This is a genomic window from Rhodanobacter sp. 7MK24, from assembly GCF_014842995.1.
GTDB lineage: Bacteria > Pseudomonadota > Gammaproteobacteria > Xanthomonadales > Rhodanobacteraceae > Rhodanobacter_A.
Genome location: NZ_JACYXL010000001.1, coordinates 689,857 through 711,551, shown reverse-complemented (window position 1 = coordinate 711,551; position 21,695 = coordinate 689,857). Strand labels below are relative to the sequence as shown.

Here is a 21,695-nt window from a genome sequence, read left to right as displayed (position 1 = left end):
AATCAGCCTGCGTTCGGCGCGGCGGGCGTGGCGGTGCGGCGCACGCGCGGCGCGGTGGCCGGCGCGGGCAGGGTCAATTCGTCCAGCAGCGCGGTGGCCTGCTTTTCCATCTGCACGCAATAGCCCAGGATGCGCGAGCGCAGCCAGCGGTGCAGCACGTAGGCGGGAATCGCCACGGTGAGGCCGGAAGCCGTGCAGATCAGCGCCTCACCGATGCCGCCGGCCATCTTCGCCGGATCGCCGATGCCGCCCGCCATCACCTGCATGAACATGCGGATCAGGCCGATCACCGTGCCGAACAGGCCCAGCAGCGGACCGATCAGCGCGATGGTGCCCAGCGTGCTGAGGTAACGCTCCATCGAATGCACCACGTGGCGACCGGTGTCCTCGATGCGCTCCTTGATGATGTCGCGCGACTGGCCACGCACCGCCAGCGCCGACGCCAGCAGCTCGCCCAGCGGCGAGCTGCTGGACAGCGCCTGCAGATGGCTCGGGTCAAGCTGGCCGGCATGCGCCCATTGACGCACCTCCTCGCCCAGTCCCGGCGGCAGCACGGCATTGCGCCGCAACGTCCAGCAACGCTCCAGCACGATCGCCAGCGCCACCAGCGAACACACCAGAATGGGCAGCATCGCCCAACCGCCAGCCATCAGGATATCGAGCACGTTCGTTCCACCGGGCATCCAAAACGAGAGGCCGCATCATAGCAGCCGGCCCATGCCGTTCCGTGGCGGGCGTGGCAGTCCGGAACCTGCGCTCAAGGGCGTTCGCGCCAATAGCGCGGATCGCGCAACCGCCAGCGCACCGCCACCCGGGCCGGCCCGTCGCGGGGAAAGTCCAGCGCGATCGCGCCGCTGTCGGCGGTATTCAGTACTGGCACGCCCGACTCCGCGTAGCGTGCGAGCACTTCCGGCTTGGGATGGCCGAAGCGATTGCGCCAGCCGGCGGAGACAACGGCGAACGGCGGGGCCACCGCATCGATGAAATCCCCGCCGGACGACGCCTTGCTGCCGTGGTGCGGCACCAGCAGCACCGGCGACGGGCCATCGCCCAACGCGTTGGCCACGGCCGGTTCGACTTTGGAACTGATGTCCCCGGTGAGCAGGAGTGAACCACCGGCACCCGCCACCAGCAGCACGCAGGAACGGTCATTGCCCTTGCCAGCCGTCTGAGGCGTGGGGCTCAGCACGCGGAAATGCACGCCGTCCCACACCCACGACTGCCCAGCGGTACAAGCCCGCATCGGCACGTGCATGCGCTCGGGTTCGCCTGCATAGCGCCATGCCTCGGGGAATGCGGCCACCACCGCATCGGCACCGCCGGCATGGTCGTTGTCGGCATGGCTCACCATCAGCACGTCCAGCCGTGCGACGCCCAAGGCACGGACCGAAGGCAGCACCGCCGCCTCGCCCAGGTCATAGCCGGAGGGATAGCGCGCGCCGGTGTCGTACAGCAGCGCATGCCCGCGTGTGCGCAGCAATACCGACAGTCCCTGCCCCACATCCAGCACCCACGCCTCGAACGCACCTGCAGCCGGCTCCGGCAACGACGGCCACAACAGCGGCAGGAACAGCATGAGGCCCAGTGCGCGCAACGGCATGCCGCGCGGCATGAAAAGCCACAACGCACCCAGCGTGGCCAGCAGCAACGACCACGGTCGTACCTCGGGCAGATACCAATGCGCACCCGGCCACGCCGCCATGCGTTCCAGCAGCCACCACTGTGCGTGCGCGAGCGCTGCCGCCAGCTCCAGCACAGGCGCGGCCAAAGGCGGACACAGGCCCAGCAGCACGGTGCCCAGCAAGACGCATGGCACGATGACGAAACTCACGAACGGCACCGCGACGAGATTGGAAAGCGCTCCCACCAGCGAGGCCTCGCCGAAGAACCACAGCGTCAGCGGCAGCAGCGACACCGTCATCAGCAGCTGGGCCGCCGTGAGCTCGTGCAGGAAGGCGCGCAAACCGCGGCCGCGCGCCTGCAGGCACAGCATCAACAAGGCCACGCCGGTGAACGACAACCAGAAACCCGCCGCCAGTACCGACAAGGGATCGAACACGAGGATCGCGATCATGGCCAGCGCCAGCGAATGCGCACCATGGCCGCCGCGCCTCGAACAGCGCGCCAGCGCGACCACTGCGATCATCAGCAGCGTGCGCACGGTGGGCAGGCCAAAGCCGGCGAGCGCACCGTATGCCACGGCCGCCAGCAAGGCAGCAGCGGCCTGCGCCTGCACGCGCGGCATGCGCAAGGCCAGCCTCGGCCACAACAGGTACAGCGATCCGGCCAGCCATGCACCGATCACCGCCACCACGCTCACGTGGAATCCGGAAATCGCGATCAGGTGCGGGATGCCGTTGGCACGCGCGACTTCCCAGTCCTCCTGGCTCAAGCCGCGCGTGTCGCCCACCGAGAATGCCTGCAGCAGCGCGGCGTCATGCGGATCGCCCACACGCACAGCGATGCCGCGCGAGACCGCATTTCGCACACCATCCACGCACCACGTCGCGCGGCCCATCGGTGCGTTGGCGGAATCCTGGCGCACGTAGCCGGTAGCCACGATGCGTCGCTGCAAAGCCATGCGCTCGCCATCCGAAGCGCCGGGGTCCAGCAGGCCACGCGGTCGCTTCAGCCGCAACAACAGGCGCCAGCGTTCGCAGGGAGCGAGCAGCGGCGCATCGTCGTACCACGACACCATCGTGCGTCCGCGCAAAGGCACGGGTTTGCCGTCCAGCGTCGCGCCATCGACGGACAGCACGAAGCGCGTGGCGTCCTCGCGCACCAGCGGCAATTCCGCGACGCGCCCGGTCACCACGAAATCACGCCCCTCCAGATCGCGCGGCATCCGCGCATCCATCGCCCCCGCACCGCACAGCATCGCCCACAGCACGCCCGCGCAACCACACGACGGCAACCGCCAGCGCGGCCAGCACCAGAAGCTCATGGCAACAGGCGGCAGCAACAGCATCGACAGCCAGCGTGGCGGCAACGCCGGCAGCCATTGCACCAGCAGCACGCCAATCAGCAGCACAGGCGCCGCCAACGTCGCGGTGAAAGGTTTGTCGAACGCCAGCGCCATGCCCCGCCCGATGCCGGATGGATTGATCGAGGCTAACGCGGCAACGTCATGACATCGGATGAAAGGTTTGTAGGACTTTGCCTCATCGCGAGCGCGAATCAGCTTTACTTCACCATCGTCTGGACACCATGCCCGAACTCGTCAAGCATCGCCCTTGCATGAGGTTGCAACCGAGCTGTCTGATTACTCCATCCGACCAAGGACTAAAGAATCGTGAAATCCATATCAACTTTCATCATGCTGATGATTCTTGGCTTTCTATGCATAGACACGGCCCCGGCAGCAACCGCCCAAACTCAAAACCTCCAGGTGTCTTGCGGCCATTCGGCAATGATCCTGCGCTGCACGACAGAACAATGCCACGCTACCTCGCTGCAACTGATTTCCCACGACCACGGTACCTTCAAGGCGTTGGACATCCATTCACCGCAAGGGCTGGAACAATACACAGCCGTAGGCCTGACCTGCTCCAAAGCCACCGATGGGACGCCTTATTTCGTTGTTCAGTACGGACAGTTGCCAGAAGGATGCGAGTTCTGTGAGTGGTTCCATATCTACAACACGCAAGGGAATCTTCTTACGCATAGCACTCCTGCCATCCTGACCGACAACAGCCTTCCTGATGGGCGGCAGCAATTTCCAAACAACAGAGAGTTCAACGCGATGAATCGCAAGCTGGGACTGGGCCGTCCACGAGTTCAATACATTCAATCGCACTGAACGAAAGCCGACAGCCCCGCACCCATGATCGTCACAGACAAGGAGAACGTCTATGAGCAAAGGAAACATCTACCCGTCAATAATTCAATCTCGGGGACAGCCTTACCGGGATGATCAAGTGGTCACGTGGAGCCATTACGATGACCCGATCGATCGCTCAGCCGGCCGGCCTGCGGGAAATTCGCGTATCTGGGGCGATGCCTCTCCCGAAGCGCAATCACAAGTGATCGATGCCCTGATCGCATCTTCCGAGCGCGCTGGCTTGAACCCTCGCGAGACTGCCTACGTGTTGGCTATCGCCCGCGTCGAATCCGGCTTCAATCTCGACGCCGCCGCAGGCACGACTTCCGCCACCGGTCTCGGACAGTTCATCGACAAAACGGGCACGAGCTATGGCATCAACGATGACAACCGTAGCGACCTACGAATGCAAGCCGACGCCCTGGTGGCGCACTACCAAGAAAACGCGGCATTGGCCCGATCGCGTGATCGAGGCGAAGCATATATCTACAAATACCACCATGATGGCCCGACCGAGGAACATGGCGGCCTCGCACTCTCCGAAAGAGAGGTCATACCTTACGTCAATCGTTACGAAACCTTCGTTCGCGAGCATGAAAAGAATTACGGTGTGACTCCCCGTGGCCCTTCATTAGCCAAACATGAGTCTGGTGTAGCTACTCATCATTCCCATCATGGGAACTCACATCCCAACACCCTCGCCAGTACAAGCCTTGAACAAGGCTCGCACGGCTCAGCCGTCACCACCCTGCAAACCGACCTTGCAAATTTGGGCTACGGCCAAGATCAAGGCCAGCCCCTCAAAGCCGACGGCGACTTCGGCATCCGGACTCGCCATGCCGTGGAACGTTTCCAGCACGAACATCATCTCGCCGTGGATGGCAAAGCGGGTCCGCTGACGCAGCAGGCCATGCACTCGGCGCTACAGTCGCAAGTTCGACAGGACGCTCTCCATCCTCTGGATGACCCCCGCAATCCCGATCACACCCTGTACGAGCAGGCGCTGGCAGGCGTGAGCAAGCTCGATGCACAGCATGGCCGCAAGGTTGACGGGCTAAGCCACAACATAGCCGCCGCGCTCGTTGTCGAAGCCAAGCGGGAAGGCATGACGCGCATCGACCAAGTGGCTCTAGGCGACGACAACAGCAAGATTTTCATCGCTCAGAGAGCCGGCTCGCCCTTTGAAGCGGACAAGTACGGTGCCAGCGACACGATCAAGGCTGCACAAACACCCGTGGCACAAAGCTCCGATCTCGCAGCCACGATACAGCCACCCATCGCGTCGCCGGCACCCTGCATTCAGCCATCCGCGCCATCTCCGGCTATGGTTTTCTGATGCTCCTAACCACGAAGGGAGAAGGGCAAATATTGCCGCGCATCTGCTCCCGCAACACCCCTGCATGCAACACCAGCGTACGATCCGTCCGCGCCGCCAGCCGCGTGTCATCCGAGACCAGGATGAAACTGACACTCACTTCGCCAGGATGGGATCGAGCTTATTTCACTCTTTGTTGGGGCAACATGACCGACCTTACTTCGACTTCTACCTGCGCGCACTCCATTGGCCCGACATGAAAACCACTCGCCCCTTGACCTCCGTGCTTGCTTGCCTCTTGGGTACAGGCGTGTGTGCCGCGGGCACCAACGTCGCCCTCCCCGCCAACGTCAGCCTCTATGCAAAGCCAAGCATCGGCGCCGGGCAGAACTGCCTAGCCGGCGCGCAGACTGACGACGACGGCATGAACGAAAAGCCCGTGGTCTATCTCGAAAATTCGTCCGGCACGGCGACATGGCATGTCACCTTGCCTTCACCCACCCACACCTACCAAGCCAGGGCAACGCATTGCGTCGGCACGCCATCCACGCTCTATGTGCTGGTGCAGGGCGACACGCAACCCGAACAGACCATGTCGCAGACGCTGCTTGAAATCGTCGCGCTCAACCGTTCCACCGGTGCTGTCGTGACTTCAATGCCAATCGATGCACCAAACGTCAGCGCAGCCCACACGACATGGGTTGATGGCGGCGACCAGCACTTCGTCTTGCAGGACAACCGTCTGATCGTCACAGGAAAATACGCACTGCTTTCCGACCGGGACAGCTCGGTGGACTTCTCCCTGAAGGCGCCGATGAACCTGCATCCTTGAAGGAAAGCGCAGCATGAACGAGAAGGAAAGCTTCATTGCCGGGTTGTATCCAGCCGCTGTTGAAGTCTCCAATGAAACCGGCATGGCTTGGCAAACCATTTTGGCCCAAGCCGCACAGGAAACCGGTTGGGGACAACACCAGCTTCCGGGCACCCACAATATCTTCAACATCAAGGCCGATCCCAGCTGGTACGGACCGAGCAAGACATTCAATGTCTGGGAGATCGAAGGCGGCCAGAAGGTCTGGAAGGATCAGTCCTTCCGTGTGTATGGCTCCGACGAGGAGGCATTGCGGGATCGTGTCGAGTTTCTGCGCGACAACCCACGCTACGCCAAAGCCGGCCTGTTTGACGAAGGCACCAGGGGCAACCTTGAAAAAGAAGCGATCGCCTTGCAACAGGCTGGTTATGCCACCGATCCACATTACGCCGAAGGCTTGGTGCGCGTGTTCAATAGCCCAACCATGCAGAACGCCATCAAGGAAGCGCAAACACTGGAAGCAACCGGATACCGCTCGCCGGGTAGTCAGCCACATCAACAAGTGATCTTGGAGCAAGGCACCCACGCCCCGGCTGTCGCCATCCTGCAAGCTGATCTCGCAAAGTTGGGCTACGGCCAAGATCAAGGCCAGCCCCTCAAAGCCGACGGCGACTTCGGCATCCGGACTCGCCATGCCGTGGAACGTTTCCAGCACGAACATCATCTCGCCGTGGATGGCAAAGCGGGTCCGCTGACGCAGCAAGCCATGCACTCGGCGCTACAGTCGCAAGTTCGACAGGACGCTCTCCATCCTCTGGATGATCCCCGCAATCCCGATCACACCCTGTACGAGCAGGCGCTGGCAGGCGTGAGCAAGCTCGATGCACAGCATGGCCGCAAGGTTGACGGGCTAAGCCACAACATAGCCGCCGCGCTCGTCGTCGAAGCCAAGCGGGAAGGCATGACGCGCATCGACCAAGTGGCTCTAGGCGACGACAACAGCAAGATTTTCATCGCTCAGAGAGCCGGTTCGCCCTTTGAAGCGGACAAGTACGGCGCCAGCGACACGATCAAGGCTGCACAAACACCCGTGACACAAAGCTCCGATCTCGCAGCCACGATACAGCCACCCATCGCGTCGCCGGCACCCTGCATTCAGCCATCCGCGCCATCTCCGGCTATGGCCATCTGACGCGCTCTCACCAAGAGGGTGAGACAGCAAACCTCACCCGCGCGCCTGCTCCCGCAGCACCCCTTCATGCAACACCAGCGTACGATCCATCCGCGCTGCCAACCGCGTGTCGTGCGTGACCAGGATGAAGCTGGTACCCACCTCGCGGTTGAGCTCCAGCATCAGCTCGTAGACCTGCGCCGCATTGCCTTCGTCGAGGTTGCCCGTGGGCTCGTCGCCCAGCACGCAGGCCGGCTTGGTCACCAGCGCGCGTGCCACCGCGCAACGCTGGCGTTCGCCGCCGGAGAGTTCGGCTGGCTTGTGGCCCATGCGCGCGCCAAGCCCTACCCGCTCCAGCAGTGCCGACGCCTGCTTGCTCGCGTCGGCGACCGCTGTGCCGCGGATCAGCAGCGGCATGCACACGTTTTCCAGCGCGGTGAACTCTGGCAGCAAGTGGTGGAACTGGTAGACGAAGCCCAGCGAACGGTTGCGCACGCGGCCACGCTCGGCGTCGGACAGTACGGAGAGCTGGCGGCCATCCACCTCCACCTCGCCAGCACTCAGCGTGTCCAGCCCACCCAGGATGTGCAGCAGGGTGCTCTTGCCGGTGCCGGAAGCGCCCACGATGGCCATGGTCTCGCCGCGCTTCAGCTCGAAGCTGACGTCGGTGAGCACCTCGGTGCGCAGGCCGCCTTCGGCGTAGGTCTTGGCCACGCGGGTGGCGCGCAGCACGGGCGTGTTCGGTACCATCGGATGTTTCTCACTCATAGCGCAATGCCTGCGCCGGCTGCGTGCGCGAGGCTCGCCACGCGGGATACAGGGTCGCCAGCAGCGAGAACGCGAAGGTGATCAACGCCACCCAACCCACGTCGCTCCAGTCCAGCCGGCTGGGCACCTCGCTGATGTAGTACACGTCCGGCGAGAGGAACTGCACGTGGAACACGTGCTCGATCACTTTCACGATGCCCGGCAGCTTCCACGACAGCAGCGAACCCAGACCCACGCCAAAACCGATCCCGACCAGCCCCACCAACACACCCTGCACCATGAACATGCCCATGATGCTGCGCGGCGTTGCGCCCAAGGTACGCAGGATGGCGATGTCGGCCTGCTTGTCGGTAACCAGCATCATCAACATCGAGATCAGGTTGATCACTGCCACCAGGATGATCAGCGAGAGGATGATGAACATCACCAGCTTCTCCATCGACAACGCGGAGAACAGATTGGCGTTGTCCTGGTCCCAGGTCCGCACCTGATAGATCTGGCCCAGCTGTTCGGCCAGTTCGCGCGCCACCGGGCGGGCATTGAAGAGATCGTCCAGTTTCAGGCGGATGCCACTGGGGCCGTCCTGGCTGTTGAGTTTCTCAGCGTCCTTGATGTTGACCAATACGAGGCCGGAATCGAACTGCTCCATGCCCATGCTGAAGGTACCCACCACGTGGAAGCCACGCATGCGCGGCACGCCGCCGAACGGGGTGGCGCGCATTTCCGACACCGCCATCACCACCTGGTCGCCCACGCCCACTCCAAGCTGGGTGGCGAGGTCCTGACCCAGCACAATGTTCCAGCTGCCCGGCGTGAGTGCATCGAGTTTGCCGTGCACCATGTGCTGGCCGATATCGACCACCTTGGGTTCCAGCGCAGGATCGATGCCACGCACCATCGCGCCGGCCGTCGCACGGCCTTGCAGCAGCGCCTGGATTTCCACGTAGGGTGCGGCGCCCTTCACGTGCGGATTGGCCTGAGCGATTTTCAGTGCTCGCGGCCAGTCCTCCATGCTCTGGCCGATGCCTGAGATGGTGGCATGCGAGATCGCGCCAAGGATGCGCGTCTTCATCTGATAGCCGAAGCCGTTCATTACCGACATCACCGTAATCAGCGCGATCACGCTGATCGAGATGCAGACGATGGAGACGGCCGAAATGAAGGAGATGAACTGGTTGCGACGCTTGGCGCGGGTATAGCGCAGGCCGATGAAAAGCTCTAGCGGTCGGAACATGGACGGGTCGCTGTGTGGGTGGGCGGCTCGCCCGGTGGATCCGGCATTATCCGGCATTCGCTGAGACAGCGCAGGCACCGCAAAGTGCCGACAGGAACCTGCGATTCAGATGCGGGCCGCACCTTTGCCGGCCTGCACCGTGGCCAGACGCATGCGCAGGCGGCGACGGATGTCCGCGTCGCTGTTGTCGGGTGCCAACAGCAGCACCTGCTCGCCGAGCGGGGCCGACCGCAGGCGCAACAGGAGGCATTCGCCCAGCACGCGAAACGAAGCAAGGCGGCCCGGCGTGTCGCTGCGATCGGCCAGGTGCAGGCTCCAGCCGCCTTCACTGCTCCAGCCGGCCGCCTTCACCGGCGAAGCGCGATGGCGGCGCACGGCACGGAACACCAACAAGACCGTCAGCACCGCCAACGGCAGTTTCAGCCACCAAGGCAGGCCACACGAAGCGATCGCAAGCAGGACCAACGCTGCCAGCGACCACAACAGGCGCGGCAGCCAGCGCGAAGGGAGGTATTCAAAGCCGATGGCGGGCGCGGATGTCATCGATGATCGCCTGCCAGTCTTCGCGCGGCGCGCGGGCATGGCCCATCACCCAGTCCCACAGGTCCGGGTCCTGCACGTCGAGCAGTTCGTCGAAGGCTTGCTGTTGCGCCTCGTCGGCATGCGGAAAGGCTTCGTCCAGCCAGCCGCCGAACAGCGCGTCGAGTTCGCGGGTACCGCGGCGGGTGCGCCAGCGGAGGCGTTTGATGCGGGCTGCGTCCATGGGATCAATGCGCGCGAAGCGCCTCCTTTGCACCCTCTCCCCGCCGGGGAGAGGGTTGGGGTGAGGGGCCGATCTTGCGACATGGCCACGTCGGGCGTAAAGCTTTGATCGATGTTCCCGCGAGCACCCGCCCCTCGTCCGCCCTGCGGGTACCTTCTCCCCAGTGGGGAGAAGGAAAACGCCGCCGCTTCGCAGCGGCGTTTCTTATGCCCGGCGCTCCACCATCAGCTTCTTGATCTCCGCGATCGCCTTGGCCGGGTTGAGGCCCTTCGGGCAGGTGCGCGCGCAGTTCATGATGGTGTGGCAGCGGTACAGCTTGAACGGATCTTCCAGGTCGTCCAGGCGGCCGCCGGTGTCTTCGTCGCGGCTGTCCACGATCCAGCGGTAGGCCTGTAGCAGGACGGCCGGGCCGAGGTAGCGGTCGCCGTTCCACCAGTAGCTGGGGCAGCTGGTGGAGCAGCAGGCGCACAGGATGCACTCGTACAGGCCGTCCAGCTTCTTGCGGTCTTCCGGCGACTGCAGGCGTTCGCGGTCCGGCGTGGCGCTCTGCGTGCGCAGCCAGGGCTTGATCGAGGCGAACTGGGCGTAGAAGTGCGTGAGGTCGGGCACCAGGTCCTTGACCACCGGCATGTGCGGCAGCGGGTAGATCTTCACGTCGCCCTTGGCCACGCTGTCGACGGCGCAGATGCACGCCAGCGTGTTGGTGCCGTCGATGTTCATCGCGCACGAACCGCAGATGCCCTCGCGGCACGAGCGACGCAGCGTAAGCGTTGGGTCGATCTCGTTCTTGATCTTCAGCAGCGCGTCCAGAACCATCGGGCCGCACGCGGCCATGTCCACCTCGTAGGTGTCGATGCGCGGGTTCTGGCCGTCGTCCGGGCTCCAGCGGTAGATGCGGAAGGTACGCGGCTTCTTCGCGTCTTTCGCCGGGAAGTGCTTGCCGGGCTGGATCTTGGAATTTTGGGGTAGCGAAAACTCTGCCATGACAGCGATTCCCGAAGGCGTTAAGGCCCGTCGAAGGTGATGGAGTTACAAAAATTTCGGTAGGTCTGGCGCACGGCATCCGTGTATTGCATGGGCATTGCCGAGAACGAACACTGGTAGAACTCGCCATGATCCTCGACCACGGCGGTATCGGAAATCATCTCTACGGTCGAACTTTTCGCGTTACCGATACCGAAAGTGTCCAGAAAGGCGCGGCCACGTGATGCCGATTCCACTGCAGGGCGACCGGCAACCTCGAATCGTTGCGGCAAGCTTGCAAAAGAACTGGGCTGCGAGGCAGCCCTGGGCAGCAGTTCTCTCATGTAGGCCTCAATAGATGCAGGGCGATGGCTCCCCACTATTTTCTGAAGGTCAAAACTGATGCCGCCTCCCTTTGGGAGGCATGACAGCAAGCTGGCGGTCGTGCCTTCGAAAAAAGAGCCACCATCCGCCGAGCACACCCATCCATCAGGAGCATGCGCCACCACCGGCGTGCCGGGGAGTCGCGTGTCTCCTGATTGCCAACCCGCAGCCGCACTGCCCGAGGCCAACAAGGCCGCGGCCGCAACACAACCGGGGAGCACGGTGGCGGATGTTTTCGACATCAGTAAACGCGCTTCTTCGGTGGCACCACCTCGACCTCGTCGGTCAGGGTGTACATGTGCACCGGGCGGAAGTCGAAGTCGGCCTTGCCGTTCTCGTCCACCTTGACCATGGTGTGCTTCTGCCAGTTGTGGTCGTCGCGGTCGGGGAAATCCTCGCGCGCATGGGCGCCACGGCTTTCCGTACGCTGCTCGGCAGAGTGCATGGTGCCCACCGCCTGGTCGAGCAGGTTGGCCAGCTCCAGCGTCTCGATCAGGTCGGAATTCCACACCAGCGAACGGTCGCTGGTGCGCACGTGCTTGAACGAGGCGTGCACCGCGTCGATCTTGGCGCAACCTTCCTTCAGCGTCTCGCCGGTGCGGAACACCGCGGCGTCGGACTGCATGGTGCGCTGCATGTCGAGGCGGATCTTCGCGGTCGGCAGTTCGCCGTTCGCATTGCGCAGGCCGTCGAAGCGGGCCAGCGCCTTGTCCAGCGCACTGGCCGGCAGGTCTTTGTGCGCCGCACCCGGTTTAATGATCTCGGAGCAGCGATGCGATACCGCGCGGCCGAACACCACCAGATCGAGCAGCGAGTTGGAACCCAGGCGGTTGGCGCCGTGCACGGACACGCAGGCCGCCTCGCCGATGGCGAACAGGCCAGGCACCACGGCGTCCACGTCGTCGCCCTTCTTCTGCACCACTTCGCCGTGGTAGTTGGTCGGGATGCCGCCCATGTTGTAGTGCACGGTGGGCAGGATCGGAATCGGCTCCTTGGTCACGTCGACGCCGGCGAAGATGCGCGCCGATTCGGCGATGCCCGGCAGGCGCTCATGGATCACTTCGGGGCCGAGGTGCATCAGGTTGAGGAAGGCGTGGTCCTTGTGCTCGCCCACGCCGCGGCCCTCGCGCACCTCGATGGTGATGGCGCGGCTGACCACGTCGCGCGAGGCCAGATCCTTGGCGCTGGGCGCGTAACGCTCCATGAAGCGCTCGCCGTTGGAGTTGGTGAGGTAGCCGCCTTCGCCGCGCACGCCCTCGGTGATCAGGCAGCCCGCGCCGTAGATGCCGGTGGGATGGAACTGCACGAACTCCAGGTCCTGCAGCGCCAGGCCTGCGCGCAGCACCATGCCGCCGCCGTCGCCGGTGCAGGTGTGTGCCGAAGTGGCGCTGAAATAGGCGCGGCCATAGCCGCCGGTGGCCAGCACCACGGCCTGGCCGCGGAACAGGTGCAACGTACCCTCGTTCATGTCCAGCGCGAGCACGCCGCGGCAGACGCCCTCGTCGTCAAAAATGAGGTCGATGGCGAAGTATTCGATGAAGAAGGTGGCGTCGTGCGCCAGCGCCTGCTGGTACAGCGTGTGCAGGATGGCGTGGCCGGTGCGGTCGGCGGCGGCGCAGGTACGCTGCGCGGTGCCCTTGCCGTAGTGCGTGGTCATGCCGCCGAACGGGCGCTGGTAGATGCGGCCTTCGTCCGTGCGCGAGAACGGCACGCCGTAGTGCTCCAGTTCGTAGATCGACGGGATGGCCTCGCGGCACATGTACTCGATCGCGTCCTGGTCGCCCAGCCAGTCCGAACCCTTGATGGTGTCGTAGAAATGGAAACGCCAGTCGTCCTCGCCCATGTTGCCGAGCGCGGCGGCGATGCCGCCCTGCGCCGCCACGGTGTGCGAGCGCGTGGGAAACACCTTGGTGATGCACGCGGTCTTCAGGCCCTTCTCGGCCAGGCCGAAAGTGGCACGCAGGCCCGCGCCACCGGCGCCGACCACGATCACGTCGAACTTGTGCTGCTGGATCTTGTAGCTTTCCACGGTCTCAAACTCCCAATGCGATGCGCAGCACGGCCAGCACGCCCGCGAGCGCGCCCAGCACCGCGAGGAACTTGATCGCCACCAGCAGGACCACTTCCTTCCAGCGGGTGTGCACGTAGTCTTCGATCACCACCTGCAAACCGAGCACGGCGTGCCAGAACATGGTGACCACGAACAGGATCAGCAGCAGCGCGTTCCACGGCTTCGCTACCGCGGCCCTGGCCGTGGCGTAGTCGGCATGCAACAGCGACAGCACGGTGAACACGAACCACAGGCCGAGCAGAATCAGCGCGACGGCGGTGACGCGCTGCGTCCACCAGTGGCCCACGCCCGACTGCGCGGAACCGAAACCGCGTGCACGCTTCAGCGGGTTGCGCAGGTCTTTTGCGTTCGCGCTCATGCGGCACCTCCACAGGTCAGCACGCAGGCCCAGACGATGACGACCAGTACCAGGCTGACGATCACCGACAGCCAGCTCGAACGCACGAACTGCGGAATCGCATAACCCGCGCCGGTGTCCTGCAACAGATGACGGATGCCGTTGCACAAGTGGTAGAACAGCGCCCAGCTCCAGCCCACCAGCAGGATCAGGCCCAACGGACTGCCCATGCAGACCTTGAACTGGTCGAAAGCGGCTTCGCCGGCAGCCAGCGCGAGCAGGCCCCACACCACCACGAGCGTGCCTACGGCCAACGCGATGCCGGTGGCGCGATGCAGGATGGAGGTCACCATCTGCACTTGCCACTTATAGATCTGTATATGCGGAGAGAGCGGTCGTCGCGTGTCTGCCATGGCGGCTATCCTGAAGTGGAATCGCTGAAGCTGCCTGCCAAGCCAAACCGCCTTCGCGCGACGGCAGATGCCGCCGCGAAACGCATCAGAAATCGATGCAGCGCCCGTTCTTCTCCCAATCGCCGTAGCGGGTGGGATCGAGCGCCGGCCGCTCCGTCGCCGCCTTCTCCCCCGCCGGACGCGCGGGCACGGCCACGGTTTCCGCGGGAGCGGAAGCGGGACTGGATTCGGTTGGGCGGGAAGTGTCGGACATGGTCATCGCAAGCGGCGGGAGATTAATACTTGCCGCAATGCCGCACAACCTTGACGAAGGTCGCGATGACTTGCGCTCGGCTGCTGGCGACCTCATCTTGGACCGTCTATGCCGATTCCCTACCCCGCCGAAACCCTATTGATCGAAGGTCCGGATGCACTCGCCTTCGCGCATGCGCAATTCAGCAGCGATGTCCAGGCGCTTGCCGTCGGCACATGGCAGTTCAGTGCATGGCTGAGCGCACAGGGCCGTGTGCGTGCGCTGTTCCATCTCGCGCGACTGGATGAACAACGTCTGTTGTTGTTGTTGCGCGGAGGCGAAGCGGGCGCATTGTGCGAAGCGCTGCGTCGATACGTGTTCCGCTCTCGGCTCACCATTACGATTTCGTCTTGGCATACGCTGTCCACCGATGCCGCATTGCCGTTGCACGAAGCACGCACCGCATCCGACAGCATCGTGCTCGGCTGCGGCTCGCACAGCATGCGCATCGCCGCGGATGGCGAAAGCGATGCGCGGTGGCGATTGCCACAACTGCAACTCGGCTGGCCGTGGCTGCCGACTTCCACGTTCGATGACTTGCTGCCACCCGCGCTGTCGCTGCATCGCCTGCATGCCGTCGCCATCGACAAAGGCTGCTACCCGGGCCAGGAGATCGTGGCGCGACTGCACTGGCGAGGCGGACACAAACGCCACCTGTGCAAGGTGCAGCTGGCACGCGATGCGATGCCAGGCATCGTGTTGCATCGCGAAGGCCACGACGTAGGCGTGCTGCTTGATGTTGTTGCGCACGACAAACACGCCGACGCACTCGCCGTGTTGAACGACGACATCACATCGACGCATGCAAACGATGCTGCGCTTCAACTCGATGGCGATCTCGCGTTGCGTGTAGAGCATCGATGGGAGAATTGATGTGCATCGTCGCGCTCACGTGAACAATCGTTCACTTTCGCGTTCAATTTGAGTGAGTTTGCAATGAATCGACGTGACCAGGCACTTGCCGCGGAAAAAATCCGCCGCTAGGCTCCGTCGAACCTTTCACTAGGCACCCCTCATTTCGGTGCCGCAGAAACACGCGACGAACCGGAAGATTCCGAATCGGCGCGACCCGGCGAAGACCGTCGGATGGAACAACCGCCTGAGTGCGGAAAACGTCGCAGGCTACACGGCTATCGGCACCGCGCAACGCCGCGACAACATTCTTCGATCGGCACAGAGATACCGCCATTCGAGCGCCACAATCCCGTGGCACTTCGCCCAGCCACAAGTTTCGGTTGTGCGATTCAATCCAGGTGGAACGGCCTGCCCGCCCGTCCATCGCAACGGCGCAAAGGACAACGCATCGTCCGCGCGTACAGCACGCTGGAGGCAGAAATGAAACTTTCCATGTTGTTGTGGCTGACTACCCTGATGCCACAACCCGTCGCAAACCAGGCCTGCCTGGCGACGACGGTGTACCTGGAGGCGCGTAGCCAACCCATCGACGGCCAGATGGCCGTTGCCGAAGTGGCGATGCGCCGCCGCGAACGCGGCCAATGGGGCGGCACGGTGTGCGAGGTCGTGATGGCGCCGCACCAGTTCGCCACCACCACCACACCAGGCTCGTTCCAGATCAACAGCCTCGAGTCATTCCACAAGGCGTGGGAAATCGCGGGCCAAACGATCCACGACTGGCAGCTGCCCGCAAACAAGCGCCGGATGCTGGTGCCGCACGCCGACCATTTCGCCACGGCCGCAGTGGCGCCGGCATGGTCGCGCAACAAGACCGGCATCACCATCGGCGACCACACGTTCTACGCGGTGAACTGAGTGGAATGCTTTTGCGATCATCCGTGATCGCAAAAATCAAACGGACGGCCATCCTTGGCTGCACTTTTCGCCCAAAGCAGCGCCACGCTGATTTTGCACCATGGAAAAAAAAGGCCCTCTTGCGAGGGCCTTTTCATTTGGACGTCCAGACGTCTATTTAACGAACAGCGATCCGTCACATCGGATAGACCTGTCCGTTGGCTATCTGCACGTAATCGCCGTTACGCACGCGCGGATCGTCGCGCTGCGTCACCGTGGCGTACTGGCCGTTGTCCAGCCGGATCACGATGCGCCAGGCATTGCTGCCGCCACCGGCGTTCTGTCCGATCTGGTTGCCCACGACGCCACCGGCCACGGCACCGACCACCGTGGCGGCCGTACGGCCATCACCCTTGCCGATGGTGCTACCGAGCACGCCGCCGGCTACCGCGCCGATCACCGCGCCCAGCGTGCCGCCATTCGGATTTCCGCTGTTGATGTACACGGGCCGTACGTCCTGCACTACGCCGCAGCCCTGCTGGCAGCGACCGTAGCCGCCGCCAGGACCCTGGCCATATCCCGGGTGGTAGCCGCCATTGCCGTAGCCGGGGCCGGTGACGCAGGCGGACAACAGCAGACCAGCCGCAAGCACCGCCGCCGGAACAATGCCACGCATGAATGCATTCATCGCGCTGCTCCTTCGAGACTCACGGAATCAACGGGCGTCCGAAACGGCCGTCACGCCTTCCTGCACCTGCACGCGATCGCCCGGATCGTGATCCATGCGCGTGGTGCGGGTTACGCCGTTGAACACGTACTGCACGTCGTAGCCGATGATCTTGTCGCTGCCGGCGACCGTGTTGCACTGGCGCTGGACCGACTGCGTCACCTGCGGCTGGTGGTGCGCGTTCTCGATGCGGTTGCCGGCGTAACCACCCGCCGCCGCACCGGCCACCGTGGTCAGGGTATTGCCCCTGCCGCCGCCAACCACATGGCCAAGCAGGCCACCGGCCACGGCGCCGATCGCGGTGCCGGCGATGTTGTGCTGATCCTTCGGCGGCGCGGTCTGGTTGACCACCACGTCATGGCAAACCTGCTGTGACGCGCTCGTCGAGCGCACCGGCGTCACGCTGACCACCTGGGCGTACTGCGGGCCAGCCGGCACGGGTGCCGCCGGAGCCGGCGCGGAAGCTGCTTGCGCCACCTGGGTGCCGGCATCTGCGCTGCGGTTGCAGGCCGACAGGCCGACGGCCAGCGCGGCCACGATACCGATGCTGAGTGCATTGACCATCAGTTTTTTCATGATTTTTTTCCTCTGTTTGTGTTCCGGTCGCGCCACCATGCGCATGCAACTTCTTGCGGCGCTCGACGACATTGAACCTTCACAAGTCTGAATAGCGTCAGACCGCAACGTTACACTAGCCCCACGTTGATTTAGCGCCAGCCGTGGCACACATCGCATGGAAAACCGGACGCGCGTCATGCTTGCCGACAGCCACGCCCACCTCGACCACCATGCGTTCGACCCCGATCGCGCACAGGTGCTGCAACGGGCGCGGGGCGCAGGCGTCCTGCAACTGGTGATACCCGCCGTGGACGCGGCGAGCTGGCCGCGCATCCGCGACCTCTGTGCGACCCAACCACTTGCGCTGTTCCCCGCCTACGGCCTGCACCCTCTGTATCTCCACCAGCATGCGCTCAGCGACGTCGACGCATTGTCGTCGTGGTGCACGTCGAACGCCGCCATCGCCATCGGCGAGATCGGCCTGGATTTCCACCTGGCCGAGCTCGACCCCGTGCTGCAGCGCCACTACTTTGACCGGCAACTGGCGCTGGCCCGGGAGCTCGACCTGCCGGTGATCGTGCATGCACGACAGGCACTCGAGGAGGTCATCCTGACCTTGCGCCGCCATCCCGGCGTCCGCGGCGTGGTGCACAGCTTCTCCGGCAGCGAGGAACAGGCGCGAAGACTCTGGCAGCTCGGCTTCCTGGTCGGCATCGGCGGCCCGGTGACTTACGACCGCGCGCAACGCCTGCGTCGCATCGTCGCCGACATGCCCAGCGAATTCCTGTTGCTGGAAAGCGATGCCCCGGATCAGCCCGATGCGGGCCATCGGGGCCAGCGCAACGAGCCGGCACGCGTGGCGGATGTATTGCGATGCGTGGCCGCACTGCGTGGCGAAGCGGAGTGCGACTTGGCCGCTGTCACCGCTGCGAATACCCGCCGCCTGTTCCGCCTGCCCGATCCGGATCGAGCCTGACATGTGACGCGACGCTTGCGCGACGTTCCCGCATGCGTCACAATTTATTTCATCAGTGAAATATGATCCAATGAAATGGCGCACCTGAGTAAATGCATCGCGATGATGGACGAAGGCATCGAGCGAATGCTCGAGGCCATTCCTGGTCTTCCTGTGGAACAGGCCCGTCTGTGCCGGCTGATGCTGATGGTGGGTGGGCGCATGGATGAGGCGCTGGACGAGAAGCTCAAGTCGCAACAACTCATCGACAGCGAATTCCTCACACTGATGATCCTGTACAGCAGCCCTGACGGCAGCTCCACTCCGGGCGAGCTATGTGAATTCACCTCGCAAGGCAGCACCAACATGACCCGCATCGGCAATGCGCTGGTGAAACGCGGCCTGATCTCGCGCGGCGCCAGCGCTGAAGATCGCCGCCGCGTGGTGATCCGCATCACCGCCGCGGGCCGGCGCTTCGTGCAGAAAATGTTGCCGCCGATGTTCCCGCGCGTGGAGGCGATGTTCGCCGGTTTCAGCGCCGCCGAACGGAGCCAGCTCAGCCGCCTTCTGCGCAAGCTCGCCAAGAACCTCGACCAGCTCGACGCCGAGAGCGCGTCATGAAGGAGTCCAAGATGACCTTCGCCCCGCCCTTCCCGCGCGCGGCACTGGCACTCGCCGTCGCACTGACGCTCGGTGGCTGCGCATTCGCGCCGCCGAAACTGCAGCATCCCGCGCTACGCGACGACGTGCCGCTGGCCGGCCTGCAAGGCGCTCCCGTCGCCGGTTGGCCGGCCACCGACTGGTGGCGCGGCTACGACGATCCGCAACTTGACGACCTGATGGCCACCGCGCTGAGCCAGTCGCCCGACCTCAGACAGGCGCAAAGCCGCGTACACACCGCCGAGCAATCGGTGAAGCTTGCCGCCGCACAGGCGGGACTGAGCATCAACGGCAACGCGCAGGTCGCCCGCCAGCGTCTGAGCGAACATGGCTTGATGCCGCCGCAACTGCTCGGCTTTACCTGGTACAACCAGGCCGACCTCGGCGTGCAGTTCGAGTACGACTTCGACTGGTGGGGCAAGAAGCGCGCCGCCATCGAAAGCGCCCTGGACCAGGCGCACGCCGCCGAAGCACAGCGCAGCGAAGCCGCACTGACACTGCAGAACGCGGTTGCCGGCACCTATTTCGGGTGGCTGGCCGACGAGGCACGGCTGGCGTTGGCCAGGCAGTCGCTGGCCGTGCAGCAGCGTCTGCTGCAAATCGCCGAACTGCGCGTGCGGCAGGGCGTGGATCTGCCCGACAGCGTGCAGGAGGCGCGCGCGCGCATTGCTGGCGCGGAGCAGGCGCAAACGGCGCTGGAAAGCTCGGCGAAGATCCGCAAGGTGGCGCTGGCCGCCCTGCTTGGCGTCTCGCCCGAACAATTGCCTGCGCTGTCGCCGCGTCCACTCCCGGCGGTTCGCAGCGGCCTGCCCGCCGATGCGAAGCTCGACCTGATCGCGCGCCGTCCCGACATCGCAGCCAGCCGCTGGCAGGTGGAGTCGGCGCTGAAACAGACCGACGAAGCACGCGCGCAGTTCTTCCCCGACATCAGCATCACCGCGATGGTCGGGTTGTCCAGCACCAACCAGGCCACGCCGGCGCTGTTCGGCGGCGGCGGTTCGGGCAACCTCGGCAACGTGTTCAGCGCAGGCAGTCGCGTCTTCGGCCTCACGCCTGCGCTGCATCTGCCGATCTTCGAGGGCGGTCGCCTCAAAGCCGCTTACGGCATCAGCCGCGCCCAGCTCGACGACGCGGTGGCGCAGTACGACGCCAGCGTGTTCCACGCCGTCCGCGAAGTCGCCAGTCAGGCGCTGGCCGCCGAGCAGTTGGCCACGACCCGCCAACAGCAGCAACAGCAGGTCGACACCACCGAACAACTTGGCAACACAGCGCGGTCGCGCCTGCAGCGTGGCGTGACTGATGCCCGCGAAAGCCTTGCCGCGCAGGCCCAGTGGCTGCAGCAGCGGGATCAGGCCATCGCCCTGCATGCACAGGCGCTGGGCACCGATCTCGACCTCATCAAGGCGCTCGGCGGTGGCTATCGCCTGCCCGCCGACGTCGGCACGAATCCCTCTTCCACGAACAGCCACCGGAGCCCAAGCCCATGAGCGCCACCGAGTCCGCCCAGCAAAACGACAGCGGCCTTGCCGCCAAGGATCCACCCAAGCGTCGCCGCGCATTGCTGATCGTGACGGTGGTCTTCGTGCTCGCCGCGCTGGCTTGGTTCCTGCTCTGGGAATTCGTGTTTTCTACCCGCGAGAACACCGACAACGCCTATGTGGGCGGCAACCAGGTGGGCATCTCCGCACAGGTGCCCGGCACGGTGGTCGCGGTGCTCACTGACGACACGCAGCACGTCGATGCCGGCCAGGTGCTGGTGAAGCTCGATGCCACCGACGCCGACGTGCGCCTGCGGCAGGCGCGCAGCGCGCTCGCGCTCGCCGTGCGCCAGGTGCGCGGCCAGACCGACAGCGCCAGCGGCGCCGACGCCGCGGTTGCCGCGCGCAAGATCGACCTGAGCAAGGCCGAGGCCGATCTCAAGCGCCATCTGCCGCTGGTCGCAGCGCAAGCGGAATCGCCCGAGATCGTGCAGCACCTGCGCGATGCCGTGGCCGCCGCGCAGGCGGCGCTGGATGCGGCGCAGGCGCAGGCGCAGTCAGCGCATGCGGCCATCGCCGGCACCGACACCGCCAACAACCCGGCGGTGCAGCAGGCGCGCGCCAACTTCCGCGCCGCCTGGGTGGCCGCGCAACGCAACACCATCGTGGCGCCTGTCTCCGGCTACGTGGCCCAGCGCAGCGTGCAGCTCGGCAACAGCGTCACGCCCGGCCAGCCGTTGATGAGCGTGATCCCGCTGCACAACCTGTGGGTGGACGCCAACTTCAAGGAAAACCAGTTGGGCCACATCCGCATCGGCCAGCCGGCGACCATCACCACCGACCTCTACGGCGGCAAGGTGGAATACCACGGCAAGGTGATCGGCCTGGGCGCCGGTACCGGCAGCGTGTTCTCGCTGCTGCCCGCGCAGAACGCCACCGGCAACTGGATCAAGGTGGTGCAGCGCGTGCCCGTGCGCATCGCACTGGACGACAAGGAGCTCGACCAGCATCCGCTGCGCGTGGGCCTGTCCGCCGATGTCACCGTGGACATCAGTCAGGACCAGGGCAAGGTGCTGGCCGCCGGTCCGGCGCAGCCCGCCGCCGAGACCAGCGTGTACGACAACATCGCCAGCCAGGCCGATGCCGAGGCCGACAAGGTGATCGCGGCCAACCTAGGCGCCAGCGGCACGTCGCGCTGATCCCCTTCGCACCCGACACCAGCGCGA

24 protein-coding genes are annotated in these 21,695 nt (G+C 64.5%); 10 read left to right on the top strand and 14 right to left on the bottom strand.

Annotation, left to right across the window (positions count from 1 at the left end):
* Positions 1 to 2: 2 nt before the first annotated feature.
* Both IHE49_RS03275 and IHE49_RS03270 read right to left on the bottom strand, forming a co-directional pair.
* On the bottom strand, positions 3 to 665 hold the full coding sequence (locus IHE49_RS03275) for a MotA/TolQ/ExbB proton channel family protein (RefSeq protein ID WP_343227531.1): 663 nt from the start codon (positions 663 to 665) through the stop codon (positions 3 to 5).
* A gap of 92 nt (positions 666 to 757) precedes the next feature.
* Positions 758 to 3,079 (bottom strand): DNA internalization-related competence protein ComEC/Rec2, encoded by a 2,322-nt coding sequence (locus IHE49_RS03270; protein WP_192154840.1) that lies wholly within the window; start codon positions 3,077 to 3,079, stop codon positions 758 to 760.
* Between the two features lie 213 nt (positions 3,080 to 3,292).
* On the opposite strand from IHE49_RS03270, the gene IHE49_RS03265 reads away from it, so the two are divergent.
* From IHE49_RS03265 to IHE49_RS03250, 4 genes are all read left to right on the top strand, one after another.
* Entirely contained in the window at positions 3,293 to 3,799 is a 507-nt protein-coding gene (locus IHE49_RS03265; RefSeq protein WP_192154839.1) for a hypothetical protein, read from the top strand.
* A gap of 52 nt (positions 3,800 to 3,851) precedes the next feature.
* On the top strand, positions 3,852 to 5,156 hold the full coding sequence (locus IHE49_RS03260; protein WP_192154838.1) for a peptidoglycan-binding protein: 1,305 nt from the start codon (positions 3,852 to 3,854) through the stop codon (positions 5,154 to 5,156).
* Between the two features lie 64 nt (positions 5,157 to 5,220).
* Entirely contained in the window at positions 5,221 to 5,967 is a 747-nt protein-coding gene (locus IHE49_RS03255; protein WP_192154837.1) for a hypothetical protein, read from the top strand.
* Positions 5,968 to 5,980: 13 nt separating this feature from the next.
* Positions 5,981 to 7,138, top strand: a complete 1,158-nt coding sequence (locus IHE49_RS03250) for an XVIPCD domain-containing protein (RefSeq protein WP_192154836.1) — start codon at positions 5,981 to 5,983, stop codon at positions 7,136 to 7,138.
* Between the two features lie 33 nt (positions 7,139 to 7,171).
* On the opposite strand, the gene lolD is transcribed toward IHE49_RS03250, so the two are convergent.
* The 10 genes from lolD to IHE49_RS03200 form a co-directional block, all read right to left on the bottom strand.
* Positions 7,172 to 7,885: a lipoprotein-releasing ABC transporter ATP-binding protein LolD gene (lolD, locus tag IHE49_RS03245; RefSeq protein WP_192154835.1), complete on the bottom strand. Its 714-nt coding sequence runs from the start codon at positions 7,883 to 7,885 to the stop codon at positions 7,172 to 7,174.
* A complete protein-coding gene (locus IHE49_RS03240) occupies positions 7,878 to 9,119 on the bottom strand; it encodes a lipoprotein-releasing ABC transporter permease subunit (RefSeq protein ID WP_192154834.1) in 1,242 nt (413 codons plus the stop codon). The genes lolD and IHE49_RS03240 overlap by 8 nt, the downstream gene beginning before the upstream one ends.
* 105 nt (positions 9,120 to 9,224) lie before the next feature.
* Positions 9,225 to 9,662: a hypothetical protein gene (locus IHE49_RS03235; RefSeq protein WP_192154832.1), complete on the bottom strand. Its 438-nt coding sequence runs from the start codon at positions 9,660 to 9,662 to the stop codon at positions 9,225 to 9,227.
* A complete protein-coding gene (locus IHE49_RS03230) occupies positions 9,634 to 9,882 on the bottom strand; it encodes a succinate dehydrogenase assembly factor 2 (RefSeq protein ID WP_192154830.1) in 249 nt (82 codons plus the stop codon). Before IHE49_RS03230 ends, IHE49_RS03235 begins: the two co-directional genes overlap by 29 nt.
* A gap of 204 nt (positions 9,883 to 10,086) precedes the next feature.
* Positions 10,087 to 10,866, bottom strand: a complete 780-nt coding sequence (locus IHE49_RS03225; protein WP_192154828.1) for a succinate dehydrogenase iron-sulfur subunit — start codon at positions 10,864 to 10,866, stop codon at positions 10,087 to 10,089.
* Between the two features lie 20 nt (positions 10,867 to 10,886).
* Positions 10,887 to 11,471 carry a hypothetical protein gene (locus IHE49_RS03220; protein ID WP_192154825.1) on the bottom strand — a complete coding sequence of 195 codons (585 nt, stop codon included), beginning with the start codon at positions 11,469 to 11,471 and terminating at the stop codon, positions 10,887 to 10,889.
* Positions 11,471 to 13,258 (bottom strand): succinate dehydrogenase flavoprotein subunit, encoded by a 1,788-nt coding sequence (gene sdhA, locus IHE49_RS03215; RefSeq protein ID WP_192154823.1) that lies wholly within the window; start codon positions 13,256 to 13,258, stop codon positions 11,471 to 11,473. The genes IHE49_RS03220 and sdhA overlap by 1 nt, the downstream gene beginning before the upstream one ends.
* A 4-nt stretch (positions 13,259 to 13,262) precedes the next feature.
* Positions 13,263 to 13,658: a succinate dehydrogenase, hydrophobic membrane anchor protein gene (gene sdhD, locus IHE49_RS03210; RefSeq protein ID WP_192154822.1), complete on the bottom strand. Its 396-nt coding sequence runs from the start codon at positions 13,656 to 13,658 to the stop codon at positions 13,263 to 13,265.
* The gene (sdhC, locus tag IHE49_RS03205) at positions 13,655 to 14,050 is read right to left on the bottom strand and encodes a succinate dehydrogenase, cytochrome b556 subunit (protein WP_192154820.1); all 396 of its coding nucleotides are present in this window, start codon (positions 14,048 to 14,050) and stop codon (positions 13,655 to 13,657) included. Before sdhC ends, sdhD begins: the two co-directional genes overlap by 4 nt.
* Positions 14,051 to 14,135: 85 nt before the next feature.
* Positions 14,136 to 14,303 carry a DUF1674 domain-containing protein gene (locus IHE49_RS03200; RefSeq protein ID WP_192104295.1) on the bottom strand — a complete coding sequence of 56 codons (168 nt, stop codon included), beginning with the start codon at positions 14,301 to 14,303 and terminating at the stop codon, positions 14,136 to 14,138.
* Between the two features lie 108 nt (positions 14,304 to 14,411).
* On the opposite strand from IHE49_RS03200, the gene IHE49_RS03195 reads away from it, so the two are divergent.
* Together IHE49_RS03195 and IHE49_RS03190 are read left to right on the top strand one after the other, a co-directional pair.
* Complete coding sequence (locus IHE49_RS03195; RefSeq protein ID WP_192154818.1) at positions 14,412 to 15,215, top strand: folate-binding protein; 804 nt, start codon at positions 14,412 to 14,414, stop codon at positions 15,213 to 15,215.
* Positions 15,216 to 15,677: 462 nt separating this feature from the next.
* On the top strand, positions 15,678 to 16,112 hold the full coding sequence (locus tag IHE49_RS03190; protein WP_225578121.1) for a cell wall hydrolase: 435 nt from the start codon (positions 15,678 to 15,680) through the stop codon (positions 16,110 to 16,112).
* A gap of 175 nt (positions 16,113 to 16,287) precedes the next feature.
* Here the strand turns inward: IHE49_RS03190 and IHE49_RS03185 are convergent, their stop codons facing one another.
* Together IHE49_RS03185 and IHE49_RS03180 are read right to left on the bottom strand one after the other, a co-directional pair.
* Positions 16,288 to 16,779, bottom strand: coding sequence for a glycine zipper 2TM domain-containing protein (locus IHE49_RS03185; protein WP_225578120.1), 492 nt, complete (start codon positions 16,777 to 16,779; stop codon positions 16,288 to 16,290).
* Between the two features lie 27 nt (positions 16,780 to 16,806).
* Positions 16,807 to 17,394 (bottom strand): glycine zipper 2TM domain-containing protein, encoded by a 588-nt coding sequence (locus IHE49_RS03180; RefSeq protein ID WP_192154816.1) that lies wholly within the window; start codon positions 17,392 to 17,394, stop codon positions 16,807 to 16,809.
* A gap of 178 nt (positions 17,395 to 17,572) precedes the next feature.
* On the opposite strand from IHE49_RS03180, the gene IHE49_RS03175 reads away from it, so the two are divergent.
* The 4 genes from IHE49_RS03175 to IHE49_RS03160 all read left to right on the top strand — a co-directional run bounded on the left by IHE49_RS03175 (position 17,573) and on the right by IHE49_RS03160 (position 21,668).
* The gene (locus IHE49_RS03175) at positions 17,573 to 18,352 is read left to right on the top strand and encodes a TatD family hydrolase (RefSeq protein ID WP_192154814.1); all 780 of its coding nucleotides are present in this window, start codon (positions 17,573 to 17,575) and stop codon (positions 18,350 to 18,352) included.
* Between the two features lie 75 nt (positions 18,353 to 18,427).
* Positions 18,428 to 18,952, top strand: coding sequence for a MarR family transcriptional regulator (locus tag IHE49_RS03170; protein WP_192154812.1), 525 nt, complete (start codon positions 18,428 to 18,430; stop codon positions 18,950 to 18,952).
* An 11-nt stretch (positions 18,953 to 18,963) separates the two neighbouring features.
* Positions 18,964 to 20,478 carry an efflux transporter outer membrane subunit gene (locus tag IHE49_RS03165; RefSeq protein ID WP_225578119.1) on the top strand — a complete coding sequence of 505 codons (1,515 nt, stop codon included), beginning with the start codon at positions 18,964 to 18,966 and terminating at the stop codon, positions 20,476 to 20,478.
* Positions 20,475 to 21,668: an HlyD family efflux transporter periplasmic adaptor subunit gene (locus tag IHE49_RS03160; protein WP_192154808.1), complete on the top strand. Its 1,194-nt coding sequence runs from the start codon at positions 20,475 to 20,477 to the stop codon at positions 21,666 to 21,668. Before IHE49_RS03165 ends, IHE49_RS03160 begins: the two co-directional genes overlap by 4 nt.
* The last annotated feature ends 27 nt before the right edge of the window (positions 21,669 to 21,695 follow it).